14 protein-coding genes are annotated in these 15,503 nt (G+C 66.8%); 9 read left to right on the forward strand and 5 right to left on the reverse strand.

Annotated features, from left to right (window positions below; translation table 11 throughout):
• Positions 1–39 precede the first annotated feature (39 nt).
• Positions 40–483, forward strand: a complete 444-nt coding sequence (locus BLV60_RS31270) for a PACE efflux transporter (protein ID WP_093059261.1) — start codon at positions 40–42, stop codon at positions 481–483.
• Here the strand turns inward: BLV60_RS31270 and BLV60_RS31275 are convergent.
• On the reverse strand, positions 473–1,402 hold the full coding sequence (locus BLV60_RS31275; RefSeq protein ID WP_093059263.1) for a lipase secretion chaperone: 930 nt from the start codon (positions 1,400–1,402) through the stop codon (positions 473–475). The two genes, BLV60_RS31270 and BLV60_RS31275, sit on opposite strands and share 11 nt — an antisense overlap.
• A 7-nt stretch (positions 1,403–1,409) precedes the next feature.
• The gene (locus tag BLV60_RS31280; RefSeq protein ID WP_371127419.1) at positions 1,410–2,381 is read right to left on the reverse strand and encodes an esterase/lipase family protein; all 972 of its coding nucleotides are present in this window, start codon (positions 2,379–2,381) and stop codon (positions 1,410–1,412) included.
• Between the two features lie 224 nt (positions 2,382–2,605).
• Here BLV60_RS31280 and metH point away from each other — a divergent pair, with 224 nt between their 5' ends.
• From metH to BLV60_RS31300, 4 genes are read left to right on the forward strand one after another with little or no spacing between them, the layout of a single operon-like run.
• A complete protein-coding gene (gene metH, locus BLV60_RS31285) occupies positions 2,606–5,344 on the forward strand; it encodes a methionine synthase (RefSeq protein ID WP_093059265.1) in 2,739 nt (912 codons plus the stop codon).
• Between the two features lie 52 nt (positions 5,345–5,396).
• Positions 5,397–7,226 (forward strand): ArnT family glycosyltransferase, encoded by a 1,830-nt coding sequence (locus BLV60_RS31290; RefSeq protein WP_093059266.1) that lies wholly within the window; start codon positions 5,397–5,399, stop codon positions 7,224–7,226.
• Positions 7,223–8,218 carry a glycosyltransferase family 2 protein gene (locus tag BLV60_RS31295; protein ID WP_093059268.1) on the forward strand — a complete coding sequence of 332 codons (996 nt, stop codon included), beginning with the start codon at positions 7,223–7,225 and terminating at the stop codon, positions 8,216–8,218. The genes BLV60_RS31290 and BLV60_RS31295 overlap by 4 nt, the downstream gene beginning before the upstream one ends.
• Positions 8,215–8,616 (forward strand): GtrA family protein, encoded by a 402-nt coding sequence (locus BLV60_RS31300; protein ID WP_093059269.1) that lies wholly within the window; start codon positions 8,215–8,217, stop codon positions 8,614–8,616. The genes BLV60_RS31295 and BLV60_RS31300 overlap by 4 nt, the downstream gene beginning before the upstream one ends.
• 24 nt (positions 8,617–8,640) lie before the next feature.
• Here BLV60_RS31300 and BLV60_RS31305 read toward each other — a convergent pair whose 3' ends face one another.
• The 3 genes from BLV60_RS31305 to BLV60_RS31315 are packed head-to-tail and all read right to left on the reverse strand — an operon-like array spanning position 8,641 to position 11,361.
• Positions 8,641–9,840 (reverse strand): amidohydrolase family protein, encoded by a 1,200-nt coding sequence (locus BLV60_RS31305; protein ID WP_093059271.1) that lies wholly within the window; start codon positions 9,838–9,840, stop codon positions 8,641–8,643.
• Complete coding sequence (locus BLV60_RS31310; RefSeq protein WP_093059272.1) at positions 9,795–10,568, reverse strand: TetR/AcrR family transcriptional regulator; 774 nt, start codon at positions 10,566–10,568, stop codon at positions 9,795–9,797. Before BLV60_RS31310 ends, BLV60_RS31305 begins: the two co-directional genes overlap by 46 nt.
• 19 nt (positions 10,569–10,587) lie before the next feature.
• The gene (locus BLV60_RS31315; RefSeq protein ID WP_093059274.1) at positions 10,588–11,361 is read right to left on the reverse strand and encodes a ferredoxin--NADP reductase; all 774 of its coding nucleotides are present in this window, start codon (positions 11,359–11,361) and stop codon (positions 10,588–10,590) included.
• Between the two features lie 311 nt (positions 11,362–11,672).
• Here BLV60_RS31315 and BLV60_RS31320 point away from each other — a divergent pair, with 311 nt between their 5' ends.
• Genes BLV60_RS31320 through BLV60_RS31335 form a run of 4 tightly spaced genes read left to right on the forward strand, consistent with a single transcriptional unit; the run spans position 11,673 to position 15,492 of the window.
• Entirely contained in the window at positions 11,673–13,292 is a 1,620-nt protein-coding gene (locus BLV60_RS31320; RefSeq protein WP_093059276.1) for a 6-hydroxynicotinate reductase, read from the forward strand.
• Positions 13,293–13,294: 2 nt separating this feature from the next.
• Positions 13,295–14,212: a UPF0280 family protein gene (locus BLV60_RS31325; RefSeq protein WP_093059278.1), complete on the forward strand. Its 918-nt coding sequence runs from the start codon at positions 13,295–13,297 to the stop codon at positions 14,210–14,212.
• A 21-nt stretch (positions 14,213–14,233) separates the two neighbouring features.
• Positions 14,234–14,875 (forward strand): amino acid synthesis family protein, encoded by a 642-nt coding sequence (locus tag BLV60_RS31330; RefSeq protein ID WP_093059280.1) that lies wholly within the window; start codon positions 14,234–14,236, stop codon positions 14,873–14,875.
• A 32-nt stretch (positions 14,876–14,907) separates the two neighbouring features.
• Positions 14,908–15,492, forward strand: coding sequence for an amino acid synthesis family protein (locus BLV60_RS31335; RefSeq protein ID WP_093059282.1), 585 nt, complete (start codon positions 14,908–14,910; stop codon positions 15,490–15,492).
• Positions 15,493–15,503: the final 11 nt, after the last annotated feature.

Here is a 15,503-nt window from a genome sequence, read left to right on the forward strand (position 1 = left end):
AAGTCCAGTCATCGCAGTAACGAAACCAAGAGAAGAGTCATGCAAGGCATTCAACGTCGCATCGTCTACATCAGCCTTTATGAGGGCATCGCCATCGTCGCCGCCAGCGCCGGGCTGGCATTGATGACGGACGCCGGCCTCGGCCATTCGGGCGTGCTGGCGGTGGCCGCCTCGGTCGTCGCGGTGATCTGGAACCTGGTCTTCAATTCGCTGTTCGAGCGCTGGGAGTCGCGCCAGGTCGTGCGCGGTCGCAGCCTGCGCCGCCGCATCGCCCACGCCATCGGCTTCGAGGGCGGGCTGGTTGTCTTCCTGGTGCCGATGTTCGCCTGGGGCCTGGGCGTGTCGCTCTGGCAGGCACTGGTGATGGACCTGGGGCTGGTGATCTTCTTCCTGGTCTACACCTTCGTCTTCAACTGGGCCTTCGACCGGGTGTTCGGCCTGCCGGCTTCTGCGGCGGCGAACAGCACGGTGGTCACGGCGTAGAGGGCGCCTTCTTCTTGTCGTTGGCGGCGCGGACTTCCAGTGCGGCCTGAAGCCGCAGCGCCTCCTGCGGCGTGAAGAGCTGGGCCTGCAGCTGCGCCCGCGTGGGCTCGTCGGCTGCGGCATAGCGCGAGAGGCGGCTTTGCCAGTCTTGCTCCTGCTGGTCGAGCGTGGCCAGCCGCTGCGCTGCCTCGTAGCCGTACTGCTGGGAGCGCTCGGCAAAGCGCTCCTGGGGGCTCGCACCGCGTGCTTCCAGCGCCGCGGTCTGCTCGGCGACGCCGAGTTGCGCCGTGGTGGCAGCCCGGTCGGCTAGCTGCTCGGGCGTAAGCCAGTTCTTCTCGGTCTGCGCCAGCGCTTCGCGCTTCTGCTCGGGCGTCAGATCCTTGTTGCGCTCGATTTCCAGCTTCTCGACGCTGAAGCGGTCGAACTTCTCCTCGGCGCCGAACAGGCCCTCGACCTCTTCCGGCGCGAAGTAGCGTGCCCGGATGCCCGCGCGCGCATCGAGGATCCTGCGCAGCCCGGCAGGGTCGCCGATGCTGGCCGCCGGCAGCGCCTCTAGCGCGTTGCGATAGTCGATGTAGCGCTCCAGCAGGCCCAGCCCGCGCACGCGCCATTCCGGCGGCAGGTACTTGTCGATCTTGGCGCGCATCTCGGCCATCAGGCCTTCCTTGTCCCTGGCCTGGCTGTCGTTCAGCATCTGCTCGAAGATGCGCAGCAGGTCGGGTGTCAGCAGTGGGTCGGGGGCGTGGCTGTTGTTGCGCAACGCGACGGCGGATGCTTTCGCCGCCGCGGGGTTGGTGGCCGGCGGCGCCGAAGAAGCGGCGACCGCTGGCGCTTCAGGCTCGCTGAGCTGCCACCACGCCACGCCCGCGGCCACCACCACCGCGATCGCCGCCAGCGGACTCAGGAGCTTCGGGGACATTGACTCCTCAGAGGCCGAGCTGCTTCAGCTTCGCCGCCTGGTTGACGTACAGCGTCACCGGGCTCACCGAGAACAGGTCGCGCAACCCGAGCAGCTGATTCACCTCGTCCAGATGGTTCTGCCGGTAGCTGCCAAGGTAGGTGCCCAGATGCGAACTGCAGGCCGATGCCAGCCCGTCGTTGGCTTCGCCGTGGACCGCGCTCAGCAGCGACAGCGGGTAGTCGGAGGCGTCGAACACGTTGGTCAGCGGCTGGGTGCCCGACCAGGAGAAATACCGCACGCCGTTGACCAGCTCGGCCCCGTTGCCGCAGGCCGTGGTGGGCACGCCGTCGGGGAACTTGGCGTTGAACTTCGCCGAGCCCACGGTGTTCAGCGAATCGAGCGCGCCCAGCCCGTTCTGGGGCGAGTTGTTGCCCGAGAGAATGCCGAGCAGGCTGGAGAACGCGTTGACGGCGCTGACCACCACGGTCCGGCTGAGGCTGCCGGCCGGCAGCGTGTCGCCGAGCACGTCGGCCACCTTGCTGCCCTTGTGGGGGCTGCCTACCGTCGTGACGGAGGCCACCAGCTCCGGCGCCACGCCCGAGACGTAGCGCGCCGTGGGGCCGCCGTGCGAATGACCGATCAGGTTGACCTTGCTCGCGCCGGTGAGCGCCAGCACGTCCTTGACCTGCTTGAGCAGCTGTTCGCCGCGCACTTCGCTGCTGTTGGTGGCCGCCACTTCGGCGACGAAGACCTTGGCGCCCTGGGCGCGAAGCTCGCCGGGAATGCCGTACCAGTAGTCGATGCCCGCGATCGTGTCGAAGCCCAGCATGCCGTGCACCAGCACGATCGGGTACGCCGTCTGCGCGGTCTTGCTGCTGGCGGCCTGGGCCGTCTGCATCAGGGGCGCCAAGGCCAGCACGCCGCACATCAGCAGCGCGCCGGCAGAGCGCCGCGCCGTACCGCTTTTCCTGCCCGTCGAAGCCAGAATCGTCTTCAGTCGAATCATCGGAACTCCCTGCAATTGGGTTGGATCGGTTTTGGGGATGCACGCAAAAAAGAACGAGCGTGCTCTTTTCATTCTGCGAAATCAGGGATTCGCTATCGATTCGGACTTACCCTTTCATGATTCAGACTTACTCCTTGCACGCTATCTGCTTGGGGGAGGGCGATAGACTCCCCCAACCCGCGCACGAATAACCGCTTTTGCCCCCGAGTCAAACCATGTCTTCCCCAATGCCCCCTCCCATGAAGCTGTCCGGCCTCGAACCGGTTGCCATCGGCGAGGGCACGCTGTTCGTCAACATCGGCGAGCGCACCAACGTCACGGGCTCGAAGGCCTTCGCGCGGATGATCCTGAACGGCCAGTTCGAAGAAGCCCTGGCCGTGGCGCGCCAGCAGGTCGAGAACGGCGCGCAGGTGATCGACATCAACATGGACGAGGCCATGCTCGACAGCAAGGCCGCGATGGTCCGCTTTCTGAACCTCATCGCCAGCGAACCCGACATCGCGCGCGTGCCGGTGATGGTCGACAGCTCGAAGTGGGAAGTCATCGAGGCCGGCCTGCGCTGCATCCAGGGCAAGGGCATCGTCAACTCCATCTCCATGAAGGAGGGGGTCGACAAGTTCAAGCACGAGGCCAAGCTGGTGAAGCGCTACGGCGCCGCCGCAGTGGTGATGGCCTTCGATGAAAAAGGCCAGGCCGACACCTACGCACGCAAGATCGAGATCTGCGAGCGCGCCTACCGCATCCTGGTCGACGAGGTGGGCTTCCCGCCCGAAGACATCATCTTCGACCCGAACATCTTCGCCATTGCCACGGGCATCGAGGAGCACGACAACTACGCGGTCGACTTCATCAACGCCGTGCGCTGGATCAAGGAGAACCTGCCGGGCGCCAAGGTGTCGGGCGGCGTTTCGAACGTGAGCTTCAGCTTCCGCGGCAACGACCCGGTGCGCGAAGCGATTCACACCGTGTTCCTGTACCACGCGATCAAGGCGGGCATGGACATGGGCATCGTCAACGCCGGCATGGTCGGCGTGTACGACGACCTCGAACCCGAGCTGCGCGAGCGCGTCGAAGACGTGGTGCTCAACCGCCGCGCCGACGCCGGCGAGCGCCTCGTCGAAGTGGCCGAAACCGCCAAGAGCGGCGCCAAGGACGACAGCAAGAAGCTCGAATGGCGCGGCACGCCCGAGAACCCGGTGCACGTCAACCAGCGCCTGTCGCACGCGATGGTGCATGGCATCACCGACTTCATCGTGGAAGACACCGAAGAGGCCTACCAGCAGATCCTCGCCAAGGGCGGCCGCCCGCTGCACGTGATCGAAGGCCCGCTGATGGACGGCATGAACATCGTGGGCGACCTGTTCGGCCAGGGCAAGATGTTCCTGCCGCAGGTGGTGAAGTCGGCGCGCGTGATGAAGTCGGCCGTGGCCCACCTCATTCCCTACATCGAGGAAGAAAAGCGCCAGGACGAGGCCGCGGGCCGCGACGTGCGCACCAAGGGCAAGATCATCATCGCCACCGTGAAGGGCGACGTGCACGACATCGGCAAGAACATCGTCACCGTCGTGCTCCAGTGCAACAACTTCGAAGTGGTGAACATGGGCGTCATGGTCCCGTGCCACGAGATCCTGGCCAAGGCGAAGGTCGAGGGAGCGGACATCGTGGGCCTGTCGGGCCTCATCACGCCGAGCCTCGAAGAAATGCAGTACGTGGCCGGCGAGATGCAGAAGGACGACCACTTCCGCATCAAGAAGATTCCGCTGCTCATCGGCGGCGCCACCACCAGCCGCGTGCACACGGCCGTGAAGATCGCGCCGCACTACGAAGGCCCCGTGGTCTACGTGCCCGACGCCTCGCGCAGCGTGAGCGTGGCGCAGAGCCTGCTCTCCGACCAGGCCACCGCGTACATCGACGAGATCAACGCCGACTACGTCAAGGTGCGCCAGCAGCACGCCAACAAGAAGCAGGTGCCGATGTGGCCGCTGGCCAAGGCGCGCGCCAACAAGACGCCCATCGACTTCGCGAACTACCTGCCGCCGGTGCCCAAGTTCATTGGCCGGCGCGTGTTCAAGAACTTCGACCTGACCGATCTGGCCAAGTACATCGACTGGGGCCCGTTCTTCCAGACCTGGGACCTGGCCGGTCCGTTCCCCGCCATCCTGAAGGACGAGATCGTCGGCACCGAGGCCGTGCGCGTGTACGCCGACGGCCAGCGCATGCTCAAGCGCCTCATCGAAGGCCGCTGGCTCAGCGCGAGCGGCATCGTCGGCTTCTGGCCCGCCAACACGGTGAACGACGACGACATCGAGCTGTACACCGACGAGTCGCGCAGCGAGGTCGCGCTCACCTGGTACGGCATGCGCCAGCAGACCGAGAAGCAGATGATCGACGGCGTGATGCGCCCCAGCCGCTGCCTGTCCGACTTCGTCGCGCCCAAGGACAGCGGCGTGAAAGACTACGTCGGCATGTTCGCCGTCACCGCCGGCCTGGGCGTCGAGAAAAAAGAGAAGTACTTCATCGACGACCTCGACGACTACTCGGCCATCATGCTCAAGGCCCTGGCCGACCGGCTGGCCGAGGCCTTCGCCGAGTCGCTGCACCACCGCGTGCGCACCGATCTCTGGGGCTACGCGAGCGACGAAAGCCTGAGCAACGACGACATGATCGCGGAGAAGTACCGCGGCATCCGCCCCGCGCCCGGCTACCCGGCCTGCCCCGACCACAGCGTGAAGCGGCCGATGTTCGACCTTCTGGCCTGCGCGGACATTGGCATGACCCTGACGGAAAGCCTCGCTATGATGCCCGCCGCCAGCGTGAGCGGTTTCTACCTGAGCCACCCCGATTCGACGTACTTCAACGTCGGCAAGATCGGACACGATCAGTTGCAGGACCAGGCCGCGCGGCGCAAGGAGAGCGAGTCCGATCTCGAGCGTCTGCTGGCGCCCAATCTTTGAACCTGCCGGCCGGCGCGGCCGCCCGGCGCCGGGAGTTGTTATTCAGAAGCTGATGTTTGCAGCCGCGCACTACGCGGCACTGGCGGTTTTCGTGTTCAGCTGCTGGGGTTACGGCCGCGCATTGCTGGGCCGCATGGCCCCGCCGCCGCGCCGCGACGCTGGGCTCGAAGCCGCCATGGCCGTGGCGCTGGGCGTTGGCCTCTTCATCTGCGCGTTCCAGGCGCTGGCCATCTTCGGGGCCTTCAAGATGGGCGCGACCGTGGCGCTTGTCGTGGCGGGCTTCGTTGCGGCGGCGATCCAGCTGCCGTCGTGGCTGCGCGAGCGGCGTGCCCTGCGCGCGAACGAACCCGCCGCGCCGTGGACCTACTTCGAACGCGTCGCGATGATCGCGCTGGCTCTGGTCGCATTGCCCGCGCTGGTAGCGCCGCTCGCGCCGCCGATCGCCTTCGACGAGCTGATGTACCACTTGCCGTATGCGCGCCAGGTCGCGCAGCAGGGCTCGCTGGGCATCCACGACTGGCTGCGCTACCCCTGGTTCCCGTACAACTACAACCTGCTCTACGCCGCCGCACTGCAGGTCGGCGACGACGTGCTGCCGCACTTCCTCAATGCACTGGCGGGCGCCCTGTCGGTGGTGATGATCTTCCGCCTCGGCATCCTGCACGCCAACCGGCTCACCGCCTGCATCGGCGCGGCCATCTGGCTGGGGCTTGGCGATTATTCGAACGCACTGATCGACATGGGCGTGGCGCTGTTCGTGCTGTCGGCCTGCGTGGCGCTGTGGTGGTGGCGCGAATCGGAACCCGGAAAGCCCGCGCACGGCGGCATGCGCTGGCTCGGCGTGGCTGCGTTCTGCCTCGGCGTGGCCGCGGGCTCGAAGTACCAGGCGCTGATCTTCCTGCCGCTGGTGGCGCTGTTCGTCATTCGCCACGAGCGCCGGCCCCAGGCATGGGCGCTGGTGTTCGTCTGCTTCCTGATCCCGTGCGTGTACTGGTACGCGCGCAACGCCGTCATGACGGGCGACCCGTTCAACCCTATCGGTGCGCGCGTGTTCGGCTTCACCGAATGGACGCCGGCCGACTACGTGCAGCAGGTGGCGGATGTGCGCGTGCATGCCGAACTGCCCAATGCGCTGATCTGGTCCGTGTTCTTCGCACCGTTCAGCGTGCTGTGGAAGCGCTCCGCGGCCGTGCGTGCGGCAGGCTGGTTCTGCCTTTACTCGGTGGTGGTCTGGGTCGTGACCTCGCGCTATCCGCGCTACCTGACGGCCTCGTTCCCGCTGCTGGCCGCCATCGCGGCCATCGGCTGGCAGGTGCTGTTCGGCTGGGCCGCATCGGGCGTGCGCCGCATGTTCGGTGCGAAGGAGAAGACGCAGGATGCCGGCACCGTCGCAACGGGCTCGATGAGCCGCGACACCGCGCGTTCCGGCGCCCGCGCGGGCGACTGGGTGCTCGTGCTGCTGCTGGCCGTGCTGGCCGCCGTGTCGGTGCGCCAGACCGCGGTGAAGGTGTCGATGGTCTCGATCACCCCGGAAGCCCGCGATGCCGTGCTGCGCAAGCACGTGCCGGGCTACGCCGTCATGGACTACCTGCGCCGCACTGCCACCGGCCGCGTCTACCAGATCGCGCTGAACGAGGCGATCTACTACGGCCCCAACCCCATCTGGGGCGACACGCTCGGGCCGTGGCGCTACACCGACTTCGGGCGCCTGTCGGGCGGCGATCTCGCGCGCAAGCTCGGTGGCCTGGGCTTTGTTGCGGTCGTCCTGCCGGACAGCGTGGTGCCCGTATTCAGCGCGCGCGTCGACTTCGACAAGTACTTCGCCGTCGAATACGAGAAGGACGGCAGCCGGGTCTACCGTATCCTTCCCGCCGCACCATGACCGACGCCAATTTCCCCACCACCCACGGCAGCAGCGGCCTGCGCATTGCCGCGGTGATCCCCTGCTACAACGAGGCGCTAGCCATCGCCCAGGTGGTGGCGGGCTTTCGCGCTGCGCTGCCAGAGGCCGAGATCCACGTCTTCGACAACAACTCCAGCGACGACACGGCCGCCGTGGCGCGCGCGGCCGGCGCCATCGTCACGCACGTGACCCTGCGCGGCAAGGGCAACGTGGTGCGGCGCATGTTCGCCGACGTCGATGCCGACGTGTACGTGATGGTCGACGGCGACGCCACCTACGACACCGGCGCCGCGCACCGGCTCATCGACCGGCTGGTGAGCGACAACCTCGACATGGTGGTCGGCAGCCGCGTGGACGACGGCCTGGACGCGCATACCTACCGCACCGGCCACCGCCTGGGCAACCGCATGCTCACGGGCGCCGTGGCGCAGCTGTTCGGCGGAGGCCTCAGCGACATGCTCTCGGGCTACCGCGTGTTCTCGCGGCGCTATGCCAAGTCGTTCCCGGCGCTGTCGCGGGGCTTCGAGACCGAAACCGAACTCACCGTGCACGCGCTCGAACTGCGCATGCCCTATGCCGAGGAAAGCACCGCCTACAGCACGCGCCCCGAAGGCTCGGTCAGCAAGCTCTCGACCTACCGCGACGGCTGGCGCATCCTCAAGACCATCTGCAAGCTGTTCGTGAGCGAGCGGCCGCTGCAGTTCTTCTCGATCATCGGGGGGCTGCTGGTGCTGATGTCGGTCGCGCTGGTCCTGCCGCTCGTCATGACCTACATGCACACCGGCCTGGTGCCCCGGCTCCCCACGGCGGTGCTGGCCACGGGTGCGATGCTGGCTGCCATGCTGTCCTTCGTGTGCGGCGTTGTCATGCAGGCCATCACGCTGGGGCGACGGGAGGCCAAGCGGCTTAGCTACCTCGCGATTCCTAGCGTGCGCGAGCAGGCGGCCCGCGGCACACGCACTTCACGATGAAGATCGGACGCGAGTTCCTCTCCTTCGCCCTCGTCGGCGTGATCGGGCTCGTGGTCGACGTGGTCGTGCTGTATCTGCTGGCGCCGCTGCTGGGTTGGTACGGCGCGCGGGTGGTGTCGTTTCTTGCAGCGGCGACCACCACCTGGGCCTTCAACCGCCGCTACACCTTCGCGGCCAGCGCATCGGCCGGCCGCTCTCTCTGGCGCGAGTACCTGGGCTATCTGGCGACCATGGCCGCCGGCGCGGTGCTCAACTACGGCGCCTATGTGCTGACGCTGCACTGCGTCGAAGGGCACTGGGCCGCTGCCCTGGGCGTGGCGCTGGGCAGCCTTGCCGGCATGAGCGCCAATTTCCTGTCGGCGCGCTACCTGGTCTTTCGCTCGCACCGCGGCGGCTGAGGCCGCCGGGTGTCGTGGCGCGTGTCAGTGCGCGCCGGAAACCACCACCGGGATTTCAGTCGCGGGCGGCGTATTGCGGCTGCGGCCGCAGCGCACGATGCCGTCGATCATCACCATGCCCACGCCCGGAATGTCGCCGAGCTGCACGCTTTCGAGCAGGCCCGGCGCGGGCGAATGCTGCGCGCGGTCCATGAACACGAAGTCGGCGTCGCGGCCCACCTCGATCAGGCCGCAGTTGAGCTTGCGGATCTTCGCCGTGTTGCCGGTCGCGAAGCAGAACACCAGCTCGGCCGGAATGTTCGCGATGGACGACAGCATTGCCACCATGCGCAGGATGCCCAGCGGCTGCACGCCCGAGCCCGCGGGCCCGTCGGTGCCGAGAATCACGCGGTGCGGGCACTTGAGCTCCAGCGCCGCCTTGGCCGCCGCGATGGCCACCTTCTCGTTGCCGTTGTGCACGATCTCGATGGCGCGCGAGCTCTTCTCGCAGAGCTCACACACGTGCGCCTCGGGCAGTGAGGTGTGGCCGCCGTTGATGTGGCCGATGATGTCGGCGTCGGCCTCGAGCACAACATCTTTGTCGATCAGGCCCGAGCCCGGGATCGACGGGCCGCCCGTGTGGATGGTGCTCTGGATGCCGTACTTGCGCGCCCAGGCCACCATCTCCTTCGCCTCATAGCCAGCCTTGACAGAGCCCAGGCCCACTTCGCCAAGCAGGCCCACGCCGGCTTCGGCGAGTTCCTTGAAGTCGCTCTCGACCATGCCCTTCTCGATGACGGGCGCGCCCGCCAGCACCTTCACTCCGCCGGGGCGGAAGTTGTCGAAGGCGCGCTGCGCGGTGATGGCCAGGGCCTTCAGGCCCACGATGTCCTTGGGACGGCCGGGCAGGTGCACCTCGCCGGCGGAAATCATGGTGGTCACGCCGCCGTGCATGGTGGAGTCGATCCAGCCGATCTGGCCCTGGCGCGGCGTCCAGTCGCCGAACACCGGATGCACGTGGCTATCGATCAGGCCGGGCGCCACGCAGGTCTTCTTCGCGTCGATGACGGTCTGCGCGCCTTCGAGATCGCAGTCTTTCTCTTTGCCGACCGCGACGATCAGGCCGTCGTTCACCACGATGGTGTCGGCGTCGAGGATGGGCTTGTCGATGTCGCCCGAGAGCAGCAGCCCGATGTTCTTTATGACGACCTTGCCCGACTTGCCGCCGGCTGCGATTTCTGCCATTTCGATGTGTCCTCGTGGGGTGGTGTGTTGTCTTGCGGCTCGTCCGCTTCTGTATCCGCGTCCGCGCGCACCGTGCGCAGCAGCGTCTCGATCACGAAGTCTTCCCAGTGCGTGATCGCCTCCGGTGACTCCAGCGGTTCACCGAGGAAGGCGGTGAGCGTGTGGCGGTTGGAGGTGTAGAAATAACCCGTGGACGCGATCAGCAGGTAGATGTCGCGCGCCACCAGTTCCTTGCGGAACAGGCCCTGCGCAGCGCCGCTGGCGAGGATTTCCGCAATGATCGCCACCGCGCGCGACGAATACTCGCGCGCCCGCAGCGACTTCGAAATGTGCCGGCCCTTGTGCAGGTTCTCGGTGTTCAAGAGCGTGACGAACTCGGGGTTCTTGCGGTAGTAGCCCAGCACGAAGCGGATGACTTCGGTGAGCGCTTCCACCGGCCGCGAGGCGTCGAGCGCGATGGCGGCCTCGGCGTCGTCCATGCGCTGGTAGATGCCTTCGAGCACCGCAATGAAGAGGCCTTCCTTGCTGCCGAAGTAGTAATAGATCATCCGGTCGTACGACTTCGCGGCCTTGGAGATCTTCTCCACGCTGCCGCCGTCGTAGCCGTACTTGGCGAACACCTTGGTCGCCGATTTCAGGATGCTGTCGCGCGTGGCCTGGGCGGCCGCCTCGCGCACGCCCGTGCGACGCTGGGGCTTGGTCTTGGGTGCGGAGCGGCTGTCGGCCATCGGGCGCGCGAGATGCCGATTACTTCTCTGCGAACGCGCGCTCGACCACGAAGTCGCCCGGCGTGCTCGTGTTGCCTTCCTTGAAGCCGCGCTTCTCCAGGATGTGCTTCAGGTCGACCAGCAGGCCGGGGCTGCCGCACAGCATGACGCGGTCTTCCTCGACGTTGAGCGGCGGCAGGCCGAGGTCGTCGGTGAGCTTGTTGCTCTCGATCAGGTCGGTGATGCGGCCCTGGTTGCGGAACTCCTCGCGCGTGACGGTCGGGTAGTACAGCAACTGCTTGGCGATCATCTCGCCGAGGATCTCGTGCTTGGGCAGGTGGTCGGTCACGAGGTCGTGATAGGCCAGCTCGTCGACCTGGCGCACGCCGTGCACCAGGATGACCTGCTCGAACTTCTCGTACGTGTCCGGGTCGCGGATGATGCTCATGAACGGTGCGAGGCCGGTGCCGGTGCCGAACAGGTACAGGCGCTTGGCCGGCAGCGTGTAGTCGATCAGCAGCGTGCCCGTGGGCTTGCGACCCACGATGATGGTGTCGCCCACCTGGATGTGCTGCAGCTTCGAAGTCAGCGGGCCTTCTTCCACCTTGATGCTCAGGAACTCGAGATGCTCCTCGTAGTTCGGGCTCACGATGCTGTAGGCGCGCAGCAGGGGCTTGTTGTTGACCTTCAGGCCGATCATCGTGAAATGACCGTTCGAGAAGCGCAGCGCCGGGTCGCGCGTGGTGGTGAAGGTGAACAGGCGGTCGGTCCAGTGGTGGACGCTCAGGACGCGTTCTTCGCTGAATGCACTCATACGGAACTCAAGAGTTGGTTGGTAACAGGGGAGGTTGGCTGAGCCGACGTGCACGCCTTTGGGGCGAAAACCGCCGGCCGGCTCCGAACCCTCCATTGTCGTTGGTCGTAAAAACCCCGATGAACATCGCGAGAAAACACCATTGCAAGCATCGGGCCTGTTTGCTACATTGACTGCGAATGTAGTGAACGCAACATGAAAGTGTAGGGAATGCTACACAAACGGAAGTCGGTGCACAAGCGGGCGGACGGCACGTTTGTTGCAAACCCCGACAGCCAGGATTTGCCCACATACGCCCACGAGATTGCCCGATGACAGAACACACCAAGACAGATGGCCTCCCCGGCATGGACATGCCCGTGGTGGCTGAAGCCGGCAGCGGCGCCTTCGGCAAGGCGCCGCCGCGCAACGAGCGCATGAGCACGGCCAAAGTCGAGTGCAACGCCTGCCCGGTGCTGTGCCAGATCTCCGACGGCCGCACCGGCGCCTGCGACCGCTATGCCAACCGCGAAGGCGTGCTGGTGCGCGTCGATCCCGTGGTGCTGTTGCGCCGGACGATCGAAAGCGAAGCGCCTGCGCTGGTGCCCTTCAGTCGCACTGGCGCCGAAACGGCCCCGGCTCCCGCCGAGCCCGACTGGAACGGCGACCTGCTGCACGCCGACGAAGTCTTCGTCACCGGCGTGGGCTCGTCCACCACCTACCCCGACTACAAGCCCGCGCCCTTCATCGTTGCATCGAAGGCCCAGGGCGTCGACATGGTCACCGTCGTCACCGAAGGCATCTTCAGCTACTGCAGCTTCAAGGTGAAGATCGACACCGACCGCTTCCTCGGCTCCGAGCAGGCCAACGTGCGCTATCGCGGCGAAGTCGTGGGCCACGTCACCACGGCCGAGTACGGCTCGCAGATGCTCTCGCTCGGCGGCGTGCACCACCTTACTGGCGGCAGCAAGAAGGAAGGCCGCATGACGGCCGAGCTGATGCAACTGCTGGGCAACAAGAAGGCCGTGGAGTGCACCATCGACGGCGGCTCCACCCTCGTCATCCAGGCCGGCAAGGCGCCCATCGTCAACGGCGTCGAAGAGCAGCGCATGCGCGTGGGCTGCGGCTCCGCGGCGGTCGGCATCTTCGCGCGCCAGTTCGCGGGCGTGGCCGACGAAGTGGTGGTGGTCGACGACCACATCACCGGCGTGCTCACCGAGCACCAGGCTGGTCGCTGCCTCGACATGGCGCCCTCGGGCATCCAGATGCTGGGGCGCAAGTCCACGCCGGGGCGCTACTTCCAGGTGGCGAACCCGGGCAACGGCTGGGGCGGCACCGACATCGCCGATCCGCTCGCGATCATCGAGGGCTGGGAAGAGGGCGTTGCGCGCCCCGGCCTGCGCCTGCTCATGACCTCGACCACCGGCGAGCACGCGCAGTGGTACGTGCTCGACGATGCACTGAAGCCCGTCGAGCAGCCCATGCCTGCGGAGGTGAAGCGCATCGTCGACCGCATCGGCGAGAACTGCGAACCCTCGCTGTGCACCGTGCTGTTCCTCGGCGGCGCGGGCGGCAGCCTGCGCGCGGGCGTCACCGAAAACCCGGTGCTGCTCACGCGTGCCATCAAGCGCGCGCTGGTCAACGTCACATGCGGCGGCGCGCCGGCATACGTGTGGCCCGGCGGCGGCATCACTGTGATGGCGGACGTCATGCGCATGCCCGACAACAGCTTCGGCACCGTGCCCACGCCAGCCATCGTCGCACCCATCGAGTTCAGCATGCGGCGCGACGACTACGAGGCGCTCGGCGGCCACATGGAACACATCTTCCCGCTCGAACAGGCGCTCGCGCGCGGTGCATGGCAGGAAGACGGCGCCCCGCTCGCGCGCCAATGGCTCGCGATGGACGACGCCAATCCGTGGCCGCTCGGCCACGCTCCCATGCTGGGCTGATCATGTCCGCCCAACGCGCAGCGCTCGACAAGAACCGCTGGCATTTCAACCACGGCCCGATCGACATCGTGGCCGAGGCGCATGGCGATCCGTACGCCGTCGCGGCCGCGCACGACGCCGCGTGGGCGCGCTTCGTCCACGTGCTCGACGAACTGGTGCACGAGCTGCCGCTGCTGCGCCTGCCCGTCACCGACAAGATGCGTCCGCGCAATGTGGTGGCGCGCCGCATGTGGGACGCCTGCGCCGCGTTCTCCCCGATGTTCATCACGCCGATGGCGGCGGTGGCCGGCTCGGTCGCGCAGGAGCTGATCGCGTTCTACGAGCGCCCCGGCATCGAGCGCGCATGGATCAACAACGGCGGCGACATCGCGCTGCATTTCGCGCCCGGCCAATCGGCGCGCGTGGGCGTGTTCGCCGACCTTGCGCGCTTCGACTGGCGCAATCATGTCGATGGTGGCAGCGGCATCCTCACCACCGACGGCCAGTTCGAGCTGCACGCCGACCAGCCCGTGCGAGGCGTCGCCACCAGCGGCTGGCGCGGGCGCAGCTTCTCGCTGGGCATCGCCGACAGCGTGACGGTCCTGGCCGCCACTGCAGCGCAGGCCGATGCGGCGGCGACAGTGATCGCCAACGCCGTCGATGTCGACGATGCTGCCATCGCGCGCCGCCCCGCGAACGAATGCAAGGACGACAGCGACCTCGGCGACACCCTCGTCACCGTCGACGTGCCCGCGCTGGCCCCCGAGCAGGTGCGCAGCGCACTCGATACGGGCGTGGTGTGCGCCAAGGTCCTGCAAAAAGGCGGGCTTGTGTGGGCCGCTCTACTCGTTTGTCAGGGGCAGTGGCGACTTGTCGAGCCCTTATGCTCGAAGGCGCTCAAGACCGAGCTGCCGAAAGCAGTTGGTTCAGTATTTGCTTAACGAAAAGCAAGGTTCTTTTTCATGATCGAAATCCGACGCGTCTTCACCCATGTCGAGCACATCCACCACGAGTTCGGACCGCGCGCCGAAACGCCGCTGGTGCGCGGTGCCATCGGCGCGGTGCTGACCAATCCGTTCGCCGGCCGCTACGAGCCCGACATCCTGCCGATGATGGCGCTGCTCGACCCCGTAGGCGTCGACATGGCGCACAAGCTGCACGCCGCCATGGACGTGCCGCTCGAGCAGATCGCCACCTACGGCAAGGGCGCCATCGTCGGCGCCGACGGCGAGCTGGAGCACGGCGCGCTGTGGCACGTGCCCGGCGGCTACGCAATGCGCGAGCTGCTCGGCTGGAAAGGCAGCCGCGTTGCCTACACCGCAGGCACGGCCGAAGAAAAAACCGGCCAGCCCGGCAATGCGCTGTCCATCGTGCCGTCGACCAAGAAGGTCGGCCCGCCCGGCGCCGCGCTCGACGTGCCGCTGACCAACATCAACGCCAGCTACGTGCGCGGCCAGTTCGACGCCATCGAAGTGCGAGTGCCTGGCGCGCCGGCTGCGGACGAGATCGTCTTCATCCTCGCGATGAGCACGGGCTACCGCGTGCATGCCCGTGTCGGCGGCCTGCTCGCAGAGAACATCAGCAAGTGGGATGGCCTGCGCTGACCCGCACAGAGACAAGACAAGGAACACAGAACATGACCGCCAACATCCGCAAGCTCGTCATCCAGGTCGATGAAACCCGCAAGGAAATGGGCAAGGACGTCACGCCGCCCACGCGCCGCGCCGTCGCAATCGCCGTGATCGAGAACCCCTACGCCGGCCGCTACAGCGAGAACCTCGACGAGCTGATCGCCATCGGCGAAGAACTCGGCGCGCTGCTCGGCCAGAAGGCCGTGAAGGCTCTGGGCATCGAGCCCGGCCAGGCGCAGAGCTACGGCAAGGCCGCCATCGTCGGCGAGCGCGGCGAGCTCGAACACGCCGCCGCCATCCTGCATCCCAAGCTGGGCGCGCCGCTGCGCGTTGCGGTCGAGAAGGGCGCGGCGCTCGTGCCTTCGGCCAAGAAGCAGGGCACGCTGGGCACCGCCATCGATGTGCCGCTCGGCCACAAGGACGCAGCCTTCGTGCGCAGCCACTTCGACGCGATCGAAGCCCGCGTGAGCGATGCACCGCGCGCCAACGAGATCGTGGTGGCGGTTGCCGTCACCGACAGCGGCCGTCCGCTGCCGCGCATCGGCGGCCTGCAGGCCCATGAAATCAAGGGCGAAGACGGTCTTCGCTGACGCTGTCTTTC

Source organism: Variovorax sp. YR634, from assembly GCF_900106655.1.
In the GTDB taxonomy this organism is placed as follows: domain Bacteria; phylum Pseudomonadota; class Gammaproteobacteria; order Burkholderiales; family Burkholderiaceae_C; genus Variovorax.